Here is a 22011-nt window from a genome sequence, read left to right as displayed (position 1 = left end):
GCTCAGGGCTCTCCGAGGAGCCGCTGCACCAGGGGGTGATGGATGCGGCGCTCCGCGGAGATCAGGTAGAAGGCTTCCACGAGCTGGGGCGTCTCGCCCAGCAGCACGAGCCGCGGGTCCGCCACCAGTTCGGCCTGCGACCAGCTGGATGCGGGGAAAGCCCCCATGCCGCTCAAGCCGAAGGCGGCCAGCAAGGCGCTGTCTTCGAACTCGCCCGCGATGCGCGGGCGCAGTCCTTCCCGTTCCAGCCATTGATCGATGCGCGGCCGCACCGCGGTGTGTCCCGTGGGCAGCAGCAGGGGCAGCGTCGCCAGGCAGGCCGGAAACTTCCCAGGACGGCGCTTGGCGAACAACGACGCCGGGGCGAACCAGGCCAACGGCGCTTCGCCAAGCTTGTGGCTGTAGAGCCGCAGGTTCGGGTTGGCGGGCGCCGCGCGGTCGGACAGGACCGCGTCCAGCCGGTGCAGGGCCAGGTCGGCGAGCAGCCGGTCGAATTCATCCTCGTGGCACAGCAAGCGGGCCCCGGTTTCGACGACCGGGTGCAGCAATTGCCGCACCACCAGCTTGGGCAGCCCGTCGGACATGCCCACGCGCAGGCGCAAGGCCTGGCCTGTGGCTGCATCGCGCACCGCTTCCGGCAATTCCTCGCCCAGCTGGAAAATCTGGTCGGCATAGGTCAGCGCCGCCTGGCCGGCTTCAGTCAGTGCCAGTGCACGGCCCGCGGGCTTGAAGAGGGCGTAACCCAGGGACTGTTCGAGTGCCCGCACCTGGGCGCTCACCGTCTGGATCGCCATTTCCAGGCGCTCGGCGGCGCGCGCGATGCCGCCCTCCTTGGCAACGACCCAGAAGTAGTAGAGATGCCGGTAGTTCAGTGGAGCGGCCATGCGCTCCAGTTTGCCTCACGCGACGCGGGACTTCAGCCTGGCCGGTGCGGCAGCGGGTGGAACCGCTTCACGCTCGACCCGGCCCCGCGCGACGGCGTCGACATACACGTTGCCGCCGCTCGAGATGTGCATGGCCATCGCCCGGGCCGCGGCGACTTCGTCGCCCGCCAGGATGGCGTCGAGGATGGCGCGGTGCTCGGCCAGCGAATTCCTGATGCGGTTCGGCCGGTCGAACAGCGACCGCTGCGGATGCCGCATGCGCAGGCGCATCAGCCGCAGCTGGCGCGCCAGCACGTCGTTCAGGCTGCCGTCGTAGATGGTCTCGTGGAACCAGCGATTCGCCTTGTCGTAGGCCTCGGAGTCGTCCCGCGCGGCGGCGGCGTCGCACGCGTCGAGCGCTTCTTCCAGCGCGCGCCGCTGGGCCGCGGGCATGCGGCGCGCGGAGAGGCGGGCGGCCAGGCCTTCGAGCTCGGTGAGCATCTCCAGCATGGCGATGTATTCGGTGAGCGACAGCGTCGCCACCACGGCGCCATGGCGTGGCACGTTCGTCACCAGGCCGGCGGAGATCAGCTGCTGGATCGCTTCGCGGGCGGGCGTGCGCGACACGTTGAAGCGCTCCATCAGTTCCTGCTCGTCGATGCGCGAGCCGGCGAACAGCTTCCCGGACACGATTTCGGCCTCGACGGCCTCGCGGATCCGGTCGCTGAGATTGATGCGGGGGGAGGTCTGCATGGCTTGCGCGATCATAGCTAGCCGGTACGCGCTGCGTCCTCGCGCTGCTGCTGCACCTCGCTGAACCGCTGGAAGCGCGCCGCCGCGAAGGCGGGACGCTGCTGCATCGCCTGCCACCAGGCGTGCACGCGCGGATGCGCCTGTTCCGCCAGCGCTTCGGGTGCGAGCTCGGCGATCCGCGCGATGAAGGGCGCCGCTGCGATGTCGGCTAGCGAATACTGCCCGCCGACGAGCCAGGGCGACGCCAGCAGCATTGCCTCCATCTTGTCCACCAGTTCCAGCAGTTTCGCCAGGGCCACCGCTTTTTCTTCGCCGGTGTAGGGCTTGCGGGCGATACGGACCCAGGCCTCCCGGCGTTCAGGTGTGGGGATGCGTCCCAGCTTCTCCTGCAGTTGCGCATCGCTCCACTGGCTGGCGGCGGGCTGCAGCATCAGGCTCCAGTTGAGGATCAACAGGTTGGGCAGTGACTTCTCGTCGGTCCAGCGGACGAAGTTGCGCATGACGGCGCGGTCGTACGCGTCCGCGGGCCGCAGGGGCGGTTGTGGTTGCACATCGTCCAGGTATTCGCAGATCGTGGAGCTCTCATGCAGGAAGCGGCCGGGCGCGAGTTCGAGCGCCGGAACCACGCCATTCGGATTCATCGCGAGGAACTCGGGCGCGTGCTGTTCCTGCCGGCTGAGGTCGACGGCGATGCCTTCGTAGGGCAGGTTCTTCTCGGCCAGGCACAGGCGCACGCGGCGCGAGGCACTGGACAACCAGGCGTGAAACAGTCTCATGGGCGGGGGGTGGTCAAGGAACAAGGACCGGCGCACCCGTGGTCAGCCGGTTTTCGAGGTCGTGATGCGCGCGCCGGACTTCCGCCAACGGGTAGCGCTGGCCGACCTCCAGCCGCACCTGGCCTTGCGCGACGATGTCGAACAGCGCCTGCGCCGCCGCGCGGAGTTCCCGCGGGTCGGCCACGAAGGTGCGCAGCGTCGGCCGGCACACGCTCAGTGATTTCGCATGCAGCAGCTGCAGGTCGAAGCCTTCGACGTCACCGGAGGCCGTGCCGTAGTTGATGGCCATGCCGCGCGGGCGCAGACACCGCAGCGACGGCACGAAGACGTCCTTGCCGACGGCGTCGTACACGACGGCGACGCCCTGGCCGCCGGTGAGATCCAGGGTCCTGGCGGCGAAGTCTTCCTGGCGGTAGTCGATCACGTGGTGGCAACCGTGGGCACGCGCCACCTCGGCTTTCTGCGGCGAACCGACGGTGCCGATGACCGTGGCACCCAGCGCGCGCGCCCATTGCGACAGCAGGACGCCCATGCCGCCCGCGGCCGCGTGGACCAGGACGGCATCGCCCGGCCGGACCACGAACAGGCGGCGCAGCAGGTATTCAGCCGTGAGCCCGCGCAGCAGGTTGGCGCCCGCTGCTTCCTCGGAGATGCCGGTCGGCAGCGAAACCACGCGGTCCGCCTGCACGTTGCGTGTCACCTGATAGCCGCCGGGCTGCAGATAGGCGACCGGATCGCCAGGGCGCAAGTTCCTCACGCCTTCGCCCACTGCCTCGATCACCCCAGCACCCTGGGCGCCCAGCGTGATGGGCCACGGCGCCGCGGCATGCGGGCCGTGCGAGCCGCGCCGCTGGTAGATGTCCGCAAAGTTCAGGCCAATGGCGGTCTGGCGGATGGTGACCTCGCCAGGCGCGGGCAGGGGCACCTCGACCTCGACCTGCTCCAGGACTTCGGGGCCGCCGTGGCGGTGGATGTGGATGGCACGGCTCTGCATGGCGTCGATCGATTACAAGCGCCGGCTTCGTTTATAAAAATACGGAAAAACCCTCTGTGTATTTTTATAAGTTCTATGCGCATACTCGTCGGACTCGAAATCAGGAGACATCCATGTTCTTGCGCAGACGACAGTTCGGGGCCCTGGCCGCCGCCACCGTGGCCTTGCCCTGGATGGCCCGCGGCCAGACCGCCAACCTGGCCGCCTTGTACGAAGCCGCCAAAAAGGAAGGCGAGCTCACCTGGTACGCGGTGCCGCAGACCTCGGAGGTGGCCGAGAAGATGGGCCGCACGTTCACGGCGCGCTATCCCGGCATCAAAGTGAACGTGGTGCGCACCACGGCGCAGGTCGCTTTCCAGCGCCTGAACCAGGACTTGAAGGCCGGCACGCCGAATTGCGACGTCTTCACGTCGACCGACCTGTCGCACTTCGTGGACCTGAAGGGCCGCAACCTGCTGGTGAAATACCTGCCCGCCGCCGTCGCCAAGCAGGACAAGCGGGTGCAGGGCATGGACCCGGACGCCTATTTCCACCCGTCCACGTGTTTCATGATGGGCCTGGTCTACAACACCAAGAAGGTCACGGGTTCGGCCATCCCGAGCAGTTGGACCGACCTGGTGGATGCCAAGTGGAGCGGGCAGACCGTCGTGGCGCATCCCGCCTACAGCGGAGCGGCGGGCGCCTGGTGCATCGAGATGCGCAAGCTCTTCGGCGACGGCTACTTCAAGAAGCTGGCCGCGAACAAGGCGCACGTCGGGCGTTCGACCATCGACGCGGTCACCTCCGTCATCTCGGGCGAAGCGTCGATCTCCGCCGGCCCCATGAGCCTGGCCGCGCGGTCCGCGCAGCGCGGCAACCCGGTCGCCACGCTGGCGCCGAAGGAAGGCCCGGTGCTGATCCTGTCGCCCTCGGGCATCCTGGCGAACACGCGCCGGCCGAATGCCTCCAAGCTGTTCATGGAATGGATGCTGGGCAGCGAAGACACCGAGCGCATCTCGGTCGAGGAATTCAGCGTGCCGCTGCGCGCCAACGCCAAGCCCGCGCCGGGCGTCCTCGGGCTGGGTGACGCCAAGCCGCTGCTGGCGCCGACGCCACCGCAGATGGTGGTGAACATCCCCAAGGTGATCGACCTGTGGAAGGACGCGTTTGGTGTCTGAGGCCGTCCTCGCTCCGGCGGCCGCCGTGCGCCGCGTGCCGGGCCGCTGGGCGGATCCCGCGCTCTGGCTGTTCGCTGTACTGACGATCCTGCTCGTCCTGCTGGTCGCGAACCCGATCCTGCGGCTGGTCTGGGACAGCTTCCACACGGCGGATGGCGCCTGGTCGCTGGACAGCTATGTGCAGGCGCTGGGCCGCGCGCGCCACCTGCAGGCGCTGCTGAACTCGTTGTACCTGGGCGCGGCCGTCACCGTGCTGGCCCTGGCCCTGGGCGTGCCTTTGGCGCTGGCCGTTTCGCGCACCAACATGCCGGCGCGCGGCTTCACGCACCTGAGCGTGCTGGCGGCGTTCGTCATGCCCAACTTCCTGGGGGCGATCGCCTGGATCCTGCTGGCGGGGCCCAATGCCGGCTGGCTGAACCGCTTGTTCATCGAAGTCACGGGGGCGGACAAGGGGCCGTTCAACATCTTCAGCTTCTGGGGCCTGGCTTTCGTCATCGCGCTCTACACCTACCCGCTGATCTACGTGTTCACCAAGTCGGCGCTCGACCTGGTGTCGACCGAGCTGGAAGACGCCGCGGCCATTCATGGCGCCGGCAAGTTCCAGACCATGGCGCGGGTGACGTTGCCGCTGGTGCTGCCCTCCATCCTGGGCGCCGCCATCCTGATCTTCCTGGAGGCGATCGCGCTCTACGGCACGCCGGCGCTGATCGCGATCCCGGCGCGGATCAACCTGGCCACGACGCAACTGGTGTCGTTCTTCCAGTACCCGCTGCAGGTCGAGCAGGCCGCCGCGTTCTCGATGCCGATCCTGCTGTTGACGGTCGTGATGCTGGCGTTGCAGCGCCGCCTGCTGGCCCGCCGGGGCTACGTCTCCGTCTCGGGCAAGGGCGGTGAGCGCAGGCCCTTCGATATCGGCTTCTGGAAGTGGCTGCTGCTGGGCTACTCGGTGCTGGTGGCGGCACTGGCGGTGGTGATGCCGCTGGTGATCCTGATACTCGCCTCCCTGTCCAAAGCCTGGGGGCGGGGCCTGTCGCCCGGGAACCTCACGCTGGCGAACTTCCACGCCATCTTCTTCGAGCAGCTGACGGTGCGCTCGGCCCTGGTCAACACCGTGCTGTATTCCGCCACCACCGCCATCATCTGCGTCACGCTCGGCATCTGCGTGGCCTATGCCACCCAGCGGCGCATCACGCCGTTCCCGGCGTTCGTGCAGTTCCTGGCGCTGGCGCCGGTGGCGGTGCCGGGCCTGGTGCTGGCCATTGGGCTCTACTCCGCGTACGCGGGGCCACCGTTTTCGCTCTACGGCATGGGGGCGCTGATCGTCGTGGCGTTCACCACGCGCTTCCTGCCGATCGCGGTGGCGGCCAGTTCCGCCGGCGTGCGTGCGCTCAACCCGGAGCTGGAAGAGGCGGTGCGGGTCCTCGGCGGCGGCCGCCTCACCGTCCTGGCCAAGGTGGTCGTGCCGCTCCTGAAGAAGACGCTGGTCGGCGCCTTCGTGCTGGTGTTCGTGATCTGCACCAAGGAACTCTCCACGGCGGTGTTCCTGACCGGGCCGGCTTCGCGCGTGGTGTCGGTGCTCACGCTGGACCTGAGCGAGCAGGGCAACTACGAAATCCTGGCCGCGATGGGCGTGGTGCTGGTGGTGATCGTGACGGTGGTGGTGGCGATCGGCATGAAGCTCGCCGGGCGCGACTTCATGCTGCGCCGCGGGTAGGCAACAAGGACGGGAGCCATGGCGAAACTGGAACTGAGAAACCTGCGCAAGACGTACACCGAAACCCCCGTGGTGGATGACGTCAACCTGCAGCTGGAGCGCGGCGAACTCGTCACGCTGCTCGGCCCCTCGGGCTGCGGCAAGACCACGACCTTGCGCATGATCGCGGGCTTCATCGATCCGAGCGCGGGCAGCATCCTGGTCGATGGCGCCGAGATCTCTTCGCCGCGCCGCTCCGTGCCGCCCGAGCACCGCGGCATGTCGATGATCTTCCAGAGCTACGCCATCTGGCCCAACATGACGGTGGCCGAGAACGTCGGCTTCGGGCTGAGCGTGCGCAAGGTGCCGGCCGCCGAAATGCAGAAGCGCATCGCCGAGATGCTCGACGTGGTCAAGCTGGGCCCGTACGCGCAGCGCTATCCGGCGGAGCTCTCCGGTGGCCAGCAGCAGCGCGTCGCGCTGGCGCGGGCGATGATCGTCCGGCCGGAGGTGCTGCTGCTCGACGAGCCGCTGTCCAACCTCGATGCCAACCTGCGCGAGGAGATGGCGGCGGAGATCCGGCGCCTGCACGACGAGTTCCGCTTCACCACGGTGTATGTCACGCACGACCAGGCCGAGGCCATGACGATCTCCGACCGCATCGCCGTGTTGAACCAGGGCCGGCTGGAGCAGATCGACACACCCTGGAATCTCTACAACCGGCCGCGCACGCCTTTCGTGGCGGGCTTCATCGGCAAGACCAACCTGGTCACGGGCCGTCTGGACGACGGCCGCTTCACCCTGGAAGGCCTGCCGCAGGGCATTCCCCTCGCGGCCGCCGAGGCGGGGCATAGCGAGCAGCAGGTGTCGATCCGGCCGCAGTCGCTGTTTCTCGGCAGCGCCGCCGGCGGGGCGCTGGCGCTCGGCACGGTTTCGGTGGTGGGCCGCACCTACCTGGGTGAGTACTGGGACTACCTCGTGCAGTCCGCCACCGGCGGCGCCGCCCTCAAGGTGCACGCACCGCCCACCAGCGTGTTCGAGGTGGGGCAACAGGCGCAGCTGTCGGTCGACCCCGGCGGCGTCGCGGTGGTGGCCTGAGATGAACATCGACAACCTGCAGATGCCAGCGGCGGGATCGTCCCGCCGCCACTGGCTGCGCTCGGCCGCGGTGGCCGGCGGCCTGCTGCTTCCTGGAGTGCGTGCCATGGCCGACGACCCGGTCTTCTCGGTGGTGGAAACGGCCGACGGCCGGGTGCGGGGCCTCAAGTCGGGCGGGATTCACGTCTTCAAGGGCCTGCGCTATGGCGCCGACACCGGCGGGGCGAACCGCTTCATGCCGCCGCAGCCGGTGGCCCGCTGGGCCGGCGTGCGCGATGCCACCGCTTACGGCAACTACGCGCCGCAGATGCCAGCGGACCGGCGCCGCGCCTATGCCGACCTGATCGCCTACGACCTGCAACCCGGTGGCATGGGCGAGGACTGCCTGGTGCTCAATCTCTGGACGCCGTCGCCCGAGCGCTCCGCCAGACGGCCGGTGCTGGTGCACCTGCACGGCGGCGGCTTCTACGCCGGCTCCGGCAATTCTCCGCAGTTCGACGGCGAGATGCTGGCGCGCTTCGGCAACGCGGTGTTCGTCACGCTGAACCACCGCCTGGGTTCGTTCGGCTACCTCAACCTCGCGGGCCATGGCGGGGAACGCTATGCGCACGCCGGCACGGCCGGCATGCTGGACGTGGTGGCCGGCCTGAAGTGGGTGCGCGAGAACATCGAGGCCTTTGGCGGTGATCCGTCGCGCGTGCTGGTGTTCGGCCAGTCGGGCGGGGGCTTGAAAGCCGGCGCCCTGATGGCGATGCCCGCGGCCAGGGGCCTGTTCCATCGGGCCGGCGTGATGAGCGGGTCCGGCCTGCGGCTGATGCCCAAGGAGACGTCGCACGACATCGCCGGCCGCTACCTCGCGGCGCTGCAGGTCGGCAAGGGCGCACTGGACCGCTTGCACCAATTGCCGATGGAGCAGCTGCTGGCGGTGCAGGTGCAGTTCGAGCAGGCCGACCGCGCGCAAGGCGAGGCGCCGCGCGCCTTCTCCCCCGTGGTCGACGGCGTCAACCTCCCGCGTCATCCCTTCGACCCGGACGGGCCGGCGGTCTCCGCCGCCGTGCCCATGATCATCGGCACCACCTTCGAGGACCGCGCCTACCGCCAGGGCAATTTCGGCCTGGACCAGGCCGGCCTGCTGAAGTTCGCTGAAGCCAAGCTGGCCAGCCGGCCAGGCGTCGATGCCAAGGCCGAGGCCCCCAAGCTCGTGGCCATGTACCGCGACGAAGACCCCAAGGCGACGCCCTACCAGTTGCAAGCCCGCATCGACACCGATACCACCTTCCGGCTCGGCGCGCAGTTGCAGGCGGAGCGCAAGGCCGCGCAGCAGGCGGCGCCGGTCTGGACCTATCTCTGGAAGACGCCCAGTCCGGCCTTCGGCGGCCGCTATGGCGCGCCGCACGGCGTGGACATCGGCCCCAGCCTGCACGACATCCGCCTGGGGCTCAACGGCCCCAGTGACGAACAGATGGGCCTGGCCGACCAGCTGGCGAGCGCCTGGGTGAGCTTCGCGGCCAGCGGCGACCCGAACAACGCGCGCACGCCGGCTTGGGCCCCCTACACGCGCGAGAAGCGCACGACACTCGTGTTCGACGGCCCGGCCAGCGCCACGCGCGCGGTGGACGATCCGCGCCGCGCCTTCCGCACCTATTGGTTGCCCGTTTGAAACGCCCATGACTGCCACGAACACTTTTCCCCTCCCCCTGTCGGGCTGCAGGGTGCTGGACCTCAGCATCGCGCGCGCCGGGCCCACGGCGGTTCGCCTGCTGGCCGATTGGGGCGCCGACGTCGTCCGCATCGACCCGCCGGGCCGGCCGCCGACGCTGGGGCATCGGCGGGGCTCCGACGAACAGAACCTGCACCGCAACAAGCGCAGCCTGAGCGTCGACCTGAAGACTCCGGCGGGCAAGGAAGTGCTGATGCGGCTGGTGAAGCGCAGCGACGTGGTGGTGGAGAACTTCCGCGCCTCCGTGAAAGAGCGGCTGGGCCTGACGTACGAGGCGCTCAGTGCGGTGAACCCGCGCGTGATCCTGGCCAGCATCTCCGGCTTCGGCCAGAGCGGCCCCTATGCGAACCGCCAGGGCCTTGACCAGATCGTGCAAGGCATGAGCGGGCTGAGCTCGGTCACCGGCGAGCCGGGCCGCGGGCCCTGGCGCACCGGCATCGCGATTTCCGACACCACCTCCGGCATGTTCCTGGGGCAGGGCATCCTGCTGGCGCTGCTGCATCGCGAGCGCACGGGGCGCGGCCAGTGGGTCCACACCTCCTTGCTCGAAGCCATGCTGAACAAGCTCGACTTCCAGGGCGTGCGCTACACCATGGACGGCGCCGTGCCGCAACAGGAGGGCAACTCGCATCCCACGCTGGTGCCCATGGGCACCTTCGACGCGAAGGATGGCAAGGTCAACATCTGCGGGCCGGGCGCCGCCATGTGGGGCAAGCTGTGCGAGACGCTGGAAGCGCCGCACCTCGCCACCAATCCCTCGTACAAGGACCAGGCGACGCGCCTCGCCCACCGGCGCGCGCTGGAAGCCGAGATCAACGAACTGACACGCCACCACACCGTGGCCGAGCTGGTCGAGCGTTTGAACGAAGCCGGTGTTCCGTGCGGGCCGGTGTACGACATCGGCCAGGCTTTCGAGGACGAGCAGGCGCGCCACCTGCGCATGACGCGTCCGGCGCCGCATGCCGCGCTGGGCGACCTGCAGTTGCTGCGCTCGCCGATCAACCTGTCCGCCTGTCCCCACCCTGAGCATTTCGAGCGTGCCGCCCCCGATGCGGGCGAGCACACCGATTCGGTGCTGGAGGAACTGGGCTACGACGCCGACGCCGTCCGGCGCTTGCGCAGTGAAGGAGCGGTGGCATGAGTGACCTCATCCCGGTCGGCACCGATCGCATCCTCGCCCGCGTGCAGGACGGCATCGGCTGGATCACCTTCAACCAGCCCGAGCGCCGCAACGCGATGTCGCTGGACATGTGGACTGGTCTCGGCATCGCGGCCGAAGCCTTCGGACAGGATGCGAACGTCCGCGTGGTCGTGATGCGCGGCGCCGGCGGCGAAGCCTTCGTCTCGGGTGCCGACATCTCGGAGTTCGAGCAGCACCGCGCCGACGCCGCGCAGAAGAAGAGCTACGACGAGATCGCGGCGCGCGGGCACGCCGGCCTGGCCAACCTGAGCAAGCCGCTGATCGCGCTGATCGAGGGGTATTGCGTGGGCGGCGGGCTGGCCATCGCCTTGGCCGCCGACGTCCGCTTCGCGTCCGCGAACGCGCGCTTCGCAATCCCTGCGGCCCGCCTGGGCCTGGGCTACGACTACCGCGGGATCGCGGGCCTGGCGCGCCTGGTGGGGCCGTCCGCCGCCAAGGACATCCTGTTCAGTGCCCGCATGCTCGAGGCGGATGAGGCCCTGCGGCTCGGGCTGGTGAACTTCGTGGTGGAGGCCGGGCAACTGGAGGAGAAGGTGAACCACTACGCGGCCCGGATCGCGGCCAATGCGCCGCTGACCGTGCATGCCGCCAAGGCCGCCGTGCAGCTGTTCGAGCGCTATGCTGACGCCGCCGACACGGCATCCGTCTCCGCGCTCGTGGCGCGGTGTTTCGACAGCGACGACTACAAGGAAGGCCGCCGCGCCTTCCTTGCCAAGCGCCCACCATCCTTCCAAGGCCGATGAACTCCGGAAACCCCCAACTCACCGTCGATGGCGGCGTCGCCACCATCACCCTGCACCGTCCGGCGCAGGCCAACCGGCTGACCGCCGAAGACCTGGAGGTGCTGAGCGGCTTGATCGCGCAGTGCAATGCCATGCCCGAGGTGCTGGTGCTGCAATTGCGCGGCACCGGCAAGTACTTCTGCAGCGGCTACGACATCGCCAGCATCGGCGGCGGGCGCAAGGTGAATTTCGAGGAGGTGGTGGACTCGATGGAACACGCGCGTGCCATCACCATCGCCGTGCTGCAGGGTGGCGTCTATGGCGGCGCGACCGACCTGGCGCTGTCGTGCGATTTCCGCGTCGGCGCGGCAGGCATCGACATGTTCATGCCGGCGGCCCGCCTTGGCCTGCACTACTACCGGTCGGGGCTCGAGCGCTATGTGACCCGCCTGGGCCTGGACAACGCCAAGCTGCTGTTCCTCACCGCGCAGAAGATCGACGCCGCCACCATGAAGCAGATGGGGTACCTGACGCATCTGGTGGACCCGGCGCAGCTCGACGCCGAGGTCGCGGGCCTGGCGGCGGCGTGTGCCTCGATGGCCCCGTTGCCGTTGCTGGCCATGAAGCGCCACCTGAATCGCATCGCCCGCGGCACGCTCGACGCGGCCGAACTGCAGGCGGACATCCGCCGCGCCTATGAATCGGCGGACCTGCGCGAAGGGCAGGCGGCCTGGGCGGAGAAGCGGCCGGCCCGGTTCACGGGCAAGTAGGACCTCAGAACAAGGAGACATCGTCGTGATGCAGATCTGGTTCATGGCCGCAGCGCTGCTGCTGGCGCTTCCCGTCGCCGCGCAAGGCAGCGACTATCCCAACAAGCCGGTCCGGCTGATCGTGGGCTACTCGCCCTCGGGGGCGGCCGACGTGATCGCGCGCATCGTCGGCGAGGCGTTGGGCAGGGAGTTGGGCCAGACGATCGTGGTGGACAACAAGCCCGGCGCGGGCAGCACGCTGGCGTCGACCCTGCTTTGGCGCGCGCCGGCCGACGGCTACACGCTGGGCCTCGCCACGGGCACGCTCTACGGCATCGACCAGCACCTGTACAAGGTCCAGTACCTGCACACGGATTTCACGCCGATCAATCGCCTGACCATCGCGCCGCTGGTGCTCGCCGTCAGCCCGAAGAGCGGCATCGGCAGCCTGAAGGACCTGGTGGCGAAGGCGAAGGCCCAACCCGGCAAGCTGAATTATTCGTCGTCGGGCATCGGCGGCTCGCCGCACATGGCGGCATTGACCTTCGAGAAGGCCATCGACGCCTCGATGGTGCACATCCCGTTCAAGGGCGGCGCCCCCGCGCTGCAGGCGGTGGCGGCGGGGGACGTCGACCTGTCGTTCGGCACCGCCGCTTCGGTGCTGCCGCTGGGCCGGCAGGGCGTGGTCCGGATGCTGGGCGTGACAACGCCCGAGCCGTCGGCCGTGACGCCTGGCCTGCCGACGATCGCATCGCAGGGGCTGGCGGGGTTCGACGTCTCTTTCTGGTTCGGCCTGTTCGGCCCGGCCAAACTGCCGCCACCGGTGGCGGACAAACTGGTGGCCGCCGCGAACAAGGTCTTGAACGACCCGCAGGTGCGCGAGAAGCTGCTCACCACCGGCAACGAAGCCGCACCGTTCAAGGCGCCCGCCGAATTCAACGCCTGGGCCGAGAGCGCGGGCCAGGCGCAGCTGGAACGGGCGAAGAAGGCCAACGTGAAGGTCGAGTGAGGCGCCTCAGAAGATCGACAAGCCCGTCTTCGCGGTGAACATCTCGAGCGCCTTCATGCCCAGCAGCGAATTGCCGCTCGATTCCAGCGCCGGGGACCACACGCACAGGGTGAGCCGGTCCGGCACCACGGCCACGATGCCGCCGCCCACGCCACTCTTGCAGGGCAGCCCGATGCGGAAGGCGAATTCACCCGCCGCGTCGTACGTTCCACAGGTCAGCATCAGCGAGTTGACGCGCCGCGCCTGGCGCTCCGTGAGGAGCTGCTGGCCCGTTGCCGGATGCACGCCATCGCGGCACAGGAACCCCACCGCGCGCGCCAACTGCGCGCAGCTCATTCGTACCGCGCAGTGGTGGAAGTACGCGTCGAGCACGGCCGCCACGTCGTTGTCGATGCGGCCGAAGCTCTTCATGAAATTCGCCATGGCAACGTTGCGGAAACCAGTGGCCGCCTCGGATGCAGCCACTTCCTCGTCGTAGCGGATCGGCTCCTCGCACAGGCTGGACAGCAGGGTCAGCATCTCCGCCTTGGCGTCGAACAGGCTGACCAGGCGGTCGGTCACGGCGATGGCACCGGCGTTGATGAACGGGTTGCGCGGGACGCCATGCTCCGATTCGAGCTGCACCAGCGAATTGAATGGATTGCCGGAAGGCTCCCGCCCGATGCGTTCCCACAGCGTCTCGCCCATCTCGCGCATGCCGAGGGTCAGCGTGAACAGCTTGGAGATGCTCTGGATGGAGAAGGGCGTCGTGCTGTCGCCCGCCTGGGCTTCGTGCCCGTCGCAGGTCCGCAGCGCGATCCCGAACTGAGCCGCCGGCACCCGCGCGAGCGCCGGGATGTAGCTGGCGACCTGACCCTCCCGGCCCAGCTCCGGGCGCAGGGTGGCGACGATCTCTTCGAGCAGCGCTTGGAATTGCATGGCGGACATTGTGCCCGGCAGGCGCTACGATGCCGCATGGAAAACATCAACGTCGGTGTCATCGGCCTGGGCGCCATGGGGCGGGGCATGGCGGCTTCGCTGCGCCGCGCGGGTTATGCCTTGCACGTCTGCGACGTGCGCGAGGAGGCCGCGCGCGGCTTCGCGGCCGAAGGCGGTACCGCCTGCGCCGACCCGGGCGACCTGGGGTCGCGATGCGACGTCGTCGTCAGCGTCGTGGTGAATGCCGCACAGACCGAAGCCGTGCTGTTCGGCGAGAAGGGCGCCGCGGCCGCCATGAAGCCCGGCAGCCTGTTCGTGATGTGTTCGACCGTGGACCCGGGCTGGTCCGTCGCGCTGGAACGGCGGCTGGCCGAGCGGGGCTTGCTGTACCTCGACGCGCCCATCTCCGGCGGCGCGGCGAAGGCCGCTTCCGGCCAGATGACCATGATGACGGCGGGCACGCCGGCGGCGTATGCCAAGGCCGGCGGCATCCTCGACGCCATGGCCGCCAAGGTCTACAAGCTCGGCGACCAGGCCGGCAACGGCAGCAAGGTCAAGATCATCAACCAGTTGCTGGCCGGCGTGCATATCGCCGCGGCGGCGGAAGCCATGGCGCTCGGACTGCGCGAGGGCGTGGACGCCGAAGCGCTGTATGAAGTCATCACGCACAGCGCCGGCAACAGCTGGATGTTCGAGAACCGCATGGCCCATGTGCTGGCTGCCGACTACACGCCGCTGTCCGCGGTGGACATCTTCGTGAAAGACCTGGGCCTGGTGCTGGACACGGCGCGCGCGACGAAGTTTCCGCTGCCGCTCTCGGCCACGGCGCACCAGATGTTCATGCAGGCGTCATCGGCCGGCTTCGGGCAGCAGGACGACAGCGCGGTCATCAAGATCTTCCCGGGCATCACGCTGCCCGAGGCGAAGGCCTGAGCATGGGGCGGGCACTGCTCGGCTGCATCGCCGACGATTTCACCGGCGCCACGGACCTCGCGAACAACCTCGTGCGCAGCGGCATGCGCACGGTGCAGACCATCGGGGTGCCAGGCGATGAAGCCGCCACGGTGGACGCCGACGCCATCGTCGTCGCGCTGAAGTCGCGGACCATTCCCGCCGCCGATGCCGTGCAGCAGTCGCTGGCGGCCTTGCGCTGGTTGCAAGGGCAGGGCGTGCAGCAGGTCTACTTCAAGTACTGCTCCACCTTCGATTCCACGCCGGACGGCAACATCGGGCCCGTCACGGACGCGCTGCTCGATGCGCTGCACGGGCCGGGCCAGGGCTTCACCATCGCCTGTCCCGCGTTCCCGGAGAACCAGCGCACGGTCTTCAAGGGCCACCTGTTCGTGGGCGACCAGTTGCTCAGCGAGAGCGGCATGCGCAACCATCCGCTCACACCCATGACCGACGCCAACCTGGTGCGCGTGATGCAGGCGCAGACGCGCCGCCGCGTGGGCCTGGTGGCGCAGCACGTCGTTGCGCGTGGCGCGGGCGCCATTCGTGCTCGCTTCGATGAACTGCAGGGGGAGGGTGTCTCCGTCGCGGTGGTCGACGCCGTCGGCAACGATGACCTCCTGCGCATCGGTGAAGCCTTGGCGGGGATGCCACTGGTCACCGCCGGTTCAGGCATCGCGATCGGGTTGCCGCAGAACTGGCGCAACGCTGGCCAGCTGAAGGACGACGTGGCGGCAGACGTCCTGCCGTCGGCAAGCGGTTCACGCGCCGTGATCTCAGGCAGTTGTTCGCTGGCGACCAACGCACAGGTGGCGCAGTTCAAGGCAACGGGTGGTGCGGCTTTCGCGATCGACCCGCTGGAACTGGCGGCGGGCGCCGATGTGGCCGGGGCAGCGCTCGAGTGGGCCGGGCCCCGGCTTGCGCAGGGCCCCGTGCTGGTCTACGCAACGGCGGAGCCGGAGGCCGTGAAGTCTGTGCAAGCCCAGCTTGGCGCTGCCCGGGCAGGTGAAGTCGTCGAGCAGGCCTTGTCGTCCATCGCCATCGGCCTGGTACGGGCCGGCGTGCGCCAGCTGGTGGTGGCGGGCGGCGAAACTTCGGGCGCCGTGGTGCAGGCCCTGGGCGTGCAACGCATGGCGATCGGGCCACAGATCGATCCGGGTGTGCCGTGGACGGCCGTGCAGTCGCCCGTGTGTGCAGGCGAGACGGTGCACATGGCCTTGAAGTCCGGCAATTTCGGCGCGCCAGATTTCTTCCGCAAGGCCTTCGCGATGCTGGGGCAACAGCGGTGACCGGGGCTCTGCGTGACGAGATCTGCCGCGTCGGTGCCTCGCTGTACCAGCGTGGCTACGTCCACGCCAGTGCCGGCAACATCAGCGTGCGCCTCCCGGATGGCGGCTTCCTGATCACCCCCACGGACGCCTGCCTCGGCACGCTGGAACCTGGGCGGTTGGCCGAGATCGATGCACAGGGCGTCCAGACGGCGGGCGACCGGGCCTCCAAGACGCTGGCGCTGCACCAGCGAATCTACGCGTCCGACCCCGACGCGCACTGCGTCATCCACACGCACGCGACGCATCTCGTGGCCCTGACCCTGGCGGGCGTCTGGAGCCCGAACGACATCGTGCCGCCGATCACCCCCTACTTCGTGATGAAGGTCGGGCACGTTCCGCTGGTCGCCTATCACCGCCCAGGTGACCCAGCGGTTGCCGGACTCGTGGCGGCGCGCATCGAGACATCTCGGGCGGCTGGTACTCCGATCCGCGCCGTGATGCTGGAGAGGCTGGGGCCCTGCGTGTGGCATCGCAGTCCAGCCGAAGCCAGCGCCGTGCTGGAAGAGTTGGAGGAGACCGCCCGGCTGTGGCTGATGGCGCGGCCGGCTCCCTTGACCGCGGCCCAGATCGACGAGCTGCGCCGGCACTTCGGCGCTGCCTGGTAGGTCGCCGCCTACACCCCGCGGCGGCGGCCGCCGATGGGTGGCGCCGCCCGGACCTCAACAATCGGGCTCAACCAAGGAGCAACCATGCCCACTGAAGACAACCTGGAGGCTAGCAACCCCAATCCCCTGCGCGAGGATGAACCCATCCCCGCAGCCTCGGAGGACCGGGTGCTGGACGAGACGGCGCGGCTCGCGCGCGAAGGCCGCAAGAAGCTGGAAGCCGATCCCAGGGAGCCGAAGCCCGCGTCGGAGTAGTCAGCGCCGCAGGAGACGGGAGCGGGCGGCGCGGCCGGCGAGCGCCAGCCCACCGGTGGCGGCGATCATCGCGGCTGCGTGACCCGCGACGGCCAGGAACGCGAGCAGCACGGGGTTGCCCGCGAATGCGCCTGGTGATCCGTCCCCCACGCACAAGGGCATCAGCACGGGGACCAGCATCAGCCCGGCGCCATGCCAGTTCGCCATCAGGAAAGACCAGAGCGCGAGCCCGGCGTGACCGGCTGGCCCGCGCACGGCACCCGGTGTTCGCCTGGACAGCTGCGCGACGATCGCCGCCATCAGCAGCCCGGCTGCCATGACCTGGATCCAGGCTCCGTCCAGCGCAAGCCCGAACACAACCGCCGAGGCCAGCAGGAAAAAGTAGACCGAGTGGCCAAGGCACAGCGCCGTCCACCAGGCCCAGCGGGGCGTCATCAGGAATGGCAGCAAGCGCCGGCCGCCGCGCGGGCCTGCTCGTAGCGGTCGTGATGCCGCACCCATTGCATCCTGTTGGGTGCATCGCCTTCGTCCCGGCCCCTCGGCGCCAGGTCCAGCATGTTGTACGTGCCCATCATCACTTCCACGCCGCGGCCGTAGGTGGAGTAGGTGTGGAAGACCTCGCCCGCGCCGTTTTTGCAGAACGCACTGACGCCCGGGGCTTCCTCGACCGGGAAGGCCTGTACCTGGTAGTTGTACGGGACCTCGCCCCGCTCCACCTGTTCCCGCGTGAAGCTGACGCCGAAGTCGTGGTTGAAGTCGGTGCCGTGCGACGAGACCCACGTGAATTTCCAGCCCATGCGCTGGCGGAAGCGCTCGATGTCCGCCAGCGGCGCACGCGAGATGGCGACGATGGCGATGTCCCGCTGCTTCAGGTGCACATTCATCGCGTCCGTGTGATCCGCCATGTAGCTGCAACTCGGGCAGCCCTGCGCCCAGCCGGGGCCGAACATGAAGTGCTGCACCAGCAGCTGGCTGCGCCCTTCGAACAGGTCGGCCAGCGTGCGCGGACCTCCGAGGCCGTCGAAGACATAGTTCTTCTCGACGCGGACCCAGGGCAGCGCGCGCCGCTCGCTGGCGATGCGGTCGCGCAGGCGGGTGAGTTCCTTCTCCGATTGCAGCAGCGTCTCGCGCTGCGCGATCCATTGCTCGCGGGAAACGATGGCGGGGTTGGTGTTCGTCATGTGGATGTTCCTTGGGGTGGTCAGGTGTTGGTGGCGCGCGGGCGTCGCACGGCGCGGACCTTGCCGCTGCCGCCGCCGCCCGCGTAGAAGAGGCCGGCGCCGTCGGACTCGAGCCCGCTGACGCCGGTGCCACTGGGCATTTGCAGGCGTTCGAGCACGGCGCCGCTTTGCGGGTCGATGCGGCGGATGTCACTGTCGTCACCTTCCCAGGTGCCGTGCCAGAGCTCGCCGTCGACCCAGGTCACGCCCGTGACGAAGCGGTTCGACTCGATCGTCCGCCGGATGGCTCCCGTCGCGGGGTCGATCTGGTGGATCTTGCGGTCGCGGTACTGGCCGACCCACAAGCTGCCCTCGGCCCAGGTGAGCCCGGAGTCGCTGCCACTGCCGGGCGCGGGAATCGAGGCCAGCACCTGGCCCGTCGCGGGATCGATCTTGTCGATGCGCGATTCGGCGATCTGGTAGAGGTGGGTGCCGTCGAATGCGGTGCCCGCGTCTCCGGCGCAGTCCAGCGTGCGCACCGCCTCGCCGCTGGCGGGGTCGAACGCCACCAGCTTCGCGCCGGTCGCGGCCCAGACGTGGCGCCCGTCGTGGGTGACGCCGTGAATCTTGTCGAAGCCCGGGAACGGGCCATATTCGCGCACGATCTCGGCGGCGCGTGCCTGGGCCGGCTGCGGGGACCGGAGGGTCTTGGAAGTCATCGTCGGTTCCTGTCGCGCGCCGGAAGCGGCGCCGTGGAACCCACTCTATTCAATCGGCAGCGTGGCGGGGAGTAACAAGATCGTCGTGAATCCCGCCAGCGGCGGTGCGAGCCAGCGCTGAGCGCGGGCCCGGCCGATGGCGCGCACGCGTCCTTCGGCCTCGAGTTCGGCCAGTGCCCGCTGCACCGTCCGCTGACTCGCGCCCAGCGCCAGCGCCAGCGCCGACGTGGACCAGGCCGCCCCATCCGCGAGCAGGGCGACCAGCGAGGCCTGCTCGCCCGCAATGGGTGGTTCGAGCACGACGACGGGTTCGTCGCCGCCAGGCCGCAGGGCAAAGCCGCGCGGCGTCGCTTCGATGCGCGCCAGTGGCTTCACGAGTGCGCGCAGCCGGCCGATCTCCACCCGCAGGCGCGCCCGGTGCGTCTCGTCGGGTCGCCGGGTGCGGAAGACATCCGCGATCAAGGTTTCGCGATCGGCGTCACCCGGCCAGGCCCCCGCGAGCGCGCGGGCCAGCGCGAACAGCACCGGCCGCCGGGCGAGCGGCTGCCAGACAGCGCCGGTGCCCAGTCCACGCCGGCAGGCGTCGACCACCAGCGCCCCGGAAGCGAGCAGGGCGGCGACCTCGTCCAGGCGCAGGGGTTGTTGGCCGCCCGCCGCGATGCGTCGGGCGGCTGGCCGGTCCAGTGTGGCGCATGCTTCCCTGACTTCGGTCAGCAGTGCCGGAACGCGTGCCCGCAAGGCCGCATCCTGCGCCCGCGCGAGCGCTGCGCGCGCGTCGGCGATGCGCAGCGAACGCACTGCGAGTTCAGCGGTGGCCAGCTCGAACACCGCCCCCAGCAAGGGCGGCAGTGCCTTCGGCTCGATGCCTGCGAGGTTCGCCAGCGCATCTGCCAACCGGCCGAGCAACAGGTTCCTGCGCGCCGCGACCAGCCGCGCCTGCATCGCGTTCGCATGGTCGGCGTGCATCGCCAGGGTGGCCGAAGCCGCCGCCAGCGCGCGGGGCGAAGCGGCGAAGTCGCGCATCGCGAGTGCCACCTCGGCCTCGGCGACCACGCAGCGCGCGCGCGCCAGCTCCTCGTGGCTGCCGAAAGCGCGCGCCGCCTGCCGCAGCAGTTCACGCGCGCGTGGGTGTTCGCCCAGCTGCGCCATCGCGATCCCGCGCAGGGCGAGGGCCGGCGGGTCGTCGCGCAGGGCCACGCGCTTGAGCGCGCCGAGTGCATCGCCGGCGGCGAGGGCGCGCGCGGAGGCGGTGATCAGGGAGTCCATGGCCGCAAGGCTACATGCCTTCAGCCGAACCGGTGCTCCAGCAACCCCGGCACGTCGACTTCGACGGCCAGCACCGACCCGGCCCAGGGCTCGGCGCGCAGCTGGGCGCGGTCCAGGAACTTGCGCGCCGTGGTGATGTAGAGCGTCTGGAGCTCGGGGCCGCCCAGGCAGACGCAGGTGGGATTCGTCACCGGCAGATCGATCACGCGGTCGACCTCGCCGGCCGGGGAGTAGCGCACCACCCGCCCGGCGGCGAAGATCGCGTTCCAGACAAAGCCTTCGGCATCCACGCAGGCGCCGTCGGGCCGCCAGCGTGCGGCAGTGTGGTCGACGAAGACCCGCCGCTCACCCAGCGTACCCGCTGCGGCATCCAGGCCGAACTGCCAGGTGGTGAAGCGCCGCGTGTCGGAGAAGTAGAGCCTGTCCTGCGCCCGCGAGAACGCCACCGTGTTGGAGACGATCACGTCGCCGAACTGCTTGTGCACCGCACCGTCCGGGTCGACGCGGTAGAACGCGCCCTGCGGCCGGTGCAACTGGTTGTCCATGGTTCCCACCCAGAAGCGCCCGCGGGCATCGCAGCGGCCGTCGTTCAGCCGGTTGTCGATCTCCGCTGGCTCCACCTGGCAGAGCAGCCGCCGCTCGCCCGTGCCCAGGTCGAACCGCACCAGGGCAAGGTCGATGCCCAGCAGCACCTGGCCGGTTTGCTGCGTGAGCGCGAGCGAGCCCACGTAACGGTCGTCGAACGCGAATGTGTCGTGCCGGCCGCTCGCGGGATGCCACCTTTGCAGGCGGCCACCGTCGATATCCAGCCACAGCAGCGACTGGGTCCGCTCACACCACAGCGGCGATTCGCCCAGCAAGTCCGTGCCGGGGAGGATGCATTGCACGGCCGCGCGCATGGAGCCAGCCTGGCGCTCAGGCCACGTCCGCCGGTACAGCCGAATGCGAGAGTGCGTAGAGGCCGTGGACCAGGGAAGGCGCCGCGCCCAGCCCCACCAGCGACGGCCCGGACAGTTCCGCTTCCGCCAGGTTCCGCAGCGCGTGCAAGTCATATCCGGGCACGACCAGGACCCAGTCCGCGAACTGGTCGCCGCCGCGGATCTTCTGTTCCGTGGTCACCGCGATGGCGGGAGCCTCGTGGCGCAGCAGGTGCGCGCCCGTGAGCCCCGGGCGCATCGGCAACGCAGCGATCAGCCCGGCCAGGGATTGGTGCAGCGCGTCCGCCCGGCCTTCAGCCGGCGAGAGCCGCACGGTCAAGGCGTTCGCCGCGAGGCCAGTGCCCTGGCTGGCCAGCACGCGGCACTGGCTGCGCACCATGTTGCGATGGTGCGGCATCATCCGCGCCGACCACGGTGTCGGCTGGTTCAGTCGCGCGAGGTAGTGCGCGGAAGACAGGGTCTCGTGCGCTTCCAGTTCGTACATGACGAAGATGCCCCCGCCACCGGACGCGCTGCGCCAGCGCGTGCCGCGGCGGAATCCCGGGATGCCCATCCGCTCGGGGAAGTGCTCGTGCGAATGCCAGTCCTCGAAATCGGACCGGACGTCCGGTGCCATGTCCCACCACATGGCCAGTGCCGCTTGGCCAAGGAGCGCCATCGCTACGCGCCCACGCTCATCGCGCCACGGCCTGGGCGGCGAGGGCGGCGATGCCGCGCAAGCCCAGCAGGTACGACTGCGGGCCCAGCCCCTGGATCGTGCCTTTCACCGCGGGCGAGATGATGGAGTGGCTGCGCCAGGGCTCGCGCGCGGCGATGTTCGACATGTGCACTTCGAGCACCGGGAAAGGCATCGCCTTGATCGCGTCGTGCAGCGGCACGCCGTGCTGCGTGAGGCCGGCCGGGTTGACCAGCGCGCCGTGCGCGGAGTCGATGTGCTGGTGCAGGAAGTCGATCAGCGCGCCCTCGTGGTTGGACTGGATCGTCTCGAGCCGCACGCCCAGCTCGCCGGCGAGCGCGGCGAGCTGCGCATCGATCTGCGCCAGGGTGGTGTGGCCGTAGATGTGCGGCTCGCGGCGGCCGAACAGGTTCAGGTTCGGTCCGTGCAGGACAAGGAATTTCACCGGTTCGCCCGT

Annotated in this window: 24 protein-coding genes; 12 read left to right on the top strand and 12 right to left on the bottom strand. The window is 69.4% G+C overall.

The features are described from left to right. Positions 1–2 precede the first annotated feature (2 nt). The 4 genes from nhaR to FN976_RS22800 are packed head-to-tail and all read right to left on the bottom strand — an operon-like array spanning position 3 to position 3386. Positions 3–884 carry a transcriptional activator NhaR gene (gene nhaR, locus FN976_RS22815; protein ID WP_145895379.1) on the bottom strand — a complete coding sequence of 294 codons (882 nt, stop codon included), beginning with the start codon at positions 882–884 and terminating at the stop codon, positions 3–5. 15 nt (positions 885–899) lie between these two features. Continuing rightward, positions 900–1616, bottom strand: coding sequence for a GntR family transcriptional regulator (locus FN976_RS22810; protein ID WP_145895378.1), 717 nt, complete (start codon positions 1614–1616; stop codon positions 900–902). A 17-nt stretch (positions 1617–1633) separates the two neighbouring features. Then, complete coding sequence (locus FN976_RS22805) at positions 1634–2392, bottom strand: glutathione S-transferase family protein (RefSeq protein WP_145895377.1); 759 nt, start codon at positions 2390–2392, stop codon at positions 1634–1636. Between the two features lie 13 nt (positions 2393–2405). Then, positions 2406–3386 carry a quinone oxidoreductase family protein gene (locus FN976_RS22800; protein ID WP_145895376.1) on the bottom strand — a complete coding sequence of 327 codons (981 nt, stop codon included), beginning with the start codon at positions 3384–3386 and terminating at the stop codon, positions 2406–2408. Positions 3387–3499: 113 nt separating this feature from the next. Here FN976_RS22800 and FN976_RS22795 point away from each other — a divergent pair, with 113 nt between their 5' ends. From FN976_RS22795 to FN976_RS22760, 8 genes are read left to right on the top strand one after another with little or no spacing between them, the layout of a single operon-like run. Further along, positions 3500–4543 (top strand): ABC transporter substrate-binding protein, encoded by a 1044-nt coding sequence (locus FN976_RS22795; protein WP_145895375.1) that lies wholly within the window; start codon positions 3500–3502, stop codon positions 4541–4543. Beyond that, the gene (locus FN976_RS22790) at positions 4536–6257 is read left to right on the top strand and encodes an ABC transporter permease (protein WP_145895374.1); all 1722 of its coding nucleotides are present in this window, start codon (positions 4536–4538) and stop codon (positions 6255–6257) included. Before FN976_RS22795 ends, FN976_RS22790 begins: the two co-directional genes overlap by 8 nt. A gap of 18 nt (positions 6258–6275) precedes the next feature. Next, positions 6276–7334, top strand: coding sequence for an ABC transporter ATP-binding protein (locus FN976_RS22785; protein WP_145895373.1), 1059 nt, complete (start codon positions 6276–6278; stop codon positions 7332–7334). A gap of 1 nt (position 7335) precedes the next feature. Further along, on the top strand, positions 7336–8994 hold the full coding sequence (locus tag FN976_RS22780) for a carboxylesterase/lipase family protein (protein WP_255440742.1): 1659 nt from the start codon (positions 7336–7338) through the stop codon (positions 8992–8994). Between the two features lie 7 nt (positions 8995–9001). After that, positions 9002–10195, top strand: coding sequence for a CaiB/BaiF CoA transferase family protein (locus FN976_RS22775; protein ID WP_145895372.1), 1194 nt, complete (start codon positions 9002–9004; stop codon positions 10193–10195). Continuing rightward, entirely contained in the window at positions 10192–10998 is an 807-nt protein-coding gene (locus FN976_RS22770; protein ID WP_145895371.1) for an enoyl-CoA hydratase, read from the top strand. Before FN976_RS22775 ends, FN976_RS22770 begins: the two co-directional genes overlap by 4 nt. Continuing rightward, positions 10995–11747 (top strand): enoyl-CoA hydratase/isomerase family protein, encoded by a 753-nt coding sequence (locus FN976_RS22765; protein WP_145895370.1) that lies wholly within the window; start codon positions 10995–10997, stop codon positions 11745–11747. The genes FN976_RS22770 and FN976_RS22765 overlap by 4 nt, the downstream gene beginning before the upstream one ends. Before the next feature lie 28 nt (positions 11748–11775). Next, positions 11776–12735 carry a Bug family tripartite tricarboxylate transporter substrate binding protein gene (locus FN976_RS22760; protein ID WP_145895369.1) on the top strand — a complete coding sequence of 320 codons (960 nt, stop codon included), beginning with the start codon at positions 11776–11778 and terminating at the stop codon, positions 12733–12735. A gap of 6 nt (positions 12736–12741) precedes the next feature. Here the strand turns inward: FN976_RS22760 and FN976_RS22755 are convergent, their stop codons facing one another. Beyond that, positions 12742–13653, bottom strand: a complete 912-nt coding sequence (locus FN976_RS22755; RefSeq protein WP_145895368.1) for a glutaminase — start codon at positions 13651–13653, stop codon at positions 12742–12744. A 36-nt stretch (positions 13654–13689) separates the two neighbouring features. On the opposite strand from FN976_RS22755, the gene ltnD reads away from it, so the two are divergent. The 4 genes from ltnD to FN976_RS28995 all read left to right on the top strand — a co-directional run bounded on the left by ltnD (position 13690) and on the right by FN976_RS28995 (position 16795). Continuing rightward, positions 13690–14586, top strand: coding sequence for an L-threonate dehydrogenase (gene ltnD / locus FN976_RS22750; RefSeq protein WP_145895367.1), 897 nt, complete (start codon positions 13690–13692; stop codon positions 14584–14586). 2 nt (positions 14587–14588) lie between these two features. Further along, the gene (gene otnK / locus FN976_RS22745) at positions 14589–15893 is read left to right on the top strand and encodes a 3-oxo-tetronate kinase (protein ID WP_145895366.1); all 1305 of its coding nucleotides are present in this window, start codon (positions 14589–14591) and stop codon (positions 15891–15893) included. After that, positions 15890–16540 carry a class II aldolase/adducin family protein gene (locus FN976_RS22740; RefSeq protein WP_145895365.1) on the top strand — a complete coding sequence of 217 codons (651 nt, stop codon included), beginning with the start codon at positions 15890–15892 and terminating at the stop codon, positions 16538–16540. The genes otnK and FN976_RS22740 overlap by 4 nt, the downstream gene beginning before the upstream one ends. Positions 16541–16624: 84 nt before the next feature. After that, the gene (locus tag FN976_RS28995) at positions 16625–16795 is read left to right on the top strand and encodes a hypothetical protein (RefSeq protein WP_186511104.1); all 171 of its coding nucleotides are present in this window, start codon (positions 16625–16627) and stop codon (positions 16793–16795) included. On the opposite strand, the gene FN976_RS22735 is transcribed toward FN976_RS28995, so the two are convergent. From FN976_RS22735 to FN976_RS22705, 7 genes are read right to left on the bottom strand one after another with little or no spacing between them, the layout of a single operon-like run. Next, positions 16796–17245 (bottom strand): hypothetical protein, encoded by a 450-nt coding sequence (locus tag FN976_RS22735; protein WP_222432868.1) that lies wholly within the window; start codon positions 17243–17245, stop codon positions 16796–16798. After that, entirely contained in the window at positions 17230–17976 is a 747-nt protein-coding gene (locus tag FN976_RS22730) for a DUF899 domain-containing protein (RefSeq protein ID WP_145895363.1), read from the bottom strand. Before FN976_RS22730 ends, FN976_RS22735 begins: the two co-directional genes overlap by 16 nt. Before the next feature lie 20 nt (positions 17977–17996). Continuing rightward, positions 17997–18674, bottom strand: a complete 678-nt coding sequence (locus tag FN976_RS22725; RefSeq protein ID WP_145895362.1) for a Vgb family protein — start codon at positions 18672–18674, stop codon at positions 17997–17999. A gap of 45 nt (positions 18675–18719) precedes the next feature. Next, positions 18720–19940, bottom strand: a complete 1221-nt coding sequence (locus FN976_RS22720; protein ID WP_145895361.1) for a helix-turn-helix domain-containing protein — start codon at positions 19938–19940, stop codon at positions 18720–18722. A gap of 20 nt (positions 19941–19960) precedes the next feature. Then, entirely contained in the window at positions 19961–20839 is an 879-nt protein-coding gene (locus FN976_RS22715) for an SMP-30/gluconolactonase/LRE family protein (RefSeq protein WP_145895360.1), read from the bottom strand. A gap of 16 nt (positions 20840–20855) precedes the next feature. Beyond that, positions 20856–21536: a hypothetical protein gene (locus FN976_RS22710; RefSeq protein ID WP_145895359.1), complete on the bottom strand. Its 681-nt coding sequence runs from the start codon at positions 21534–21536 to the stop codon at positions 20856–20858. A 16-nt stretch (positions 21537–21552) separates the two neighbouring features. After that, entirely contained in the window at positions 21553–21999 is a 447-nt protein-coding gene (locus FN976_RS22705; RefSeq protein WP_145895358.1) for a type II 3-dehydroquinate dehydratase, read from the bottom strand. Positions 22000–22011: the final 12 nt, after the last annotated feature.

This window comes from Caenimonas sedimenti (genome assembly GCF_007833165.1).
Lineage (GTDB): Bacteria > Pseudomonadota > Gammaproteobacteria > Burkholderiales > Burkholderiaceae_C > Ramlibacter > Ramlibacter sedimenti.
The sequence above is the reverse complement of the archived record's forward strand: the minus strand, read 5'-3'. Positions and strand labels throughout refer to the sequence as shown.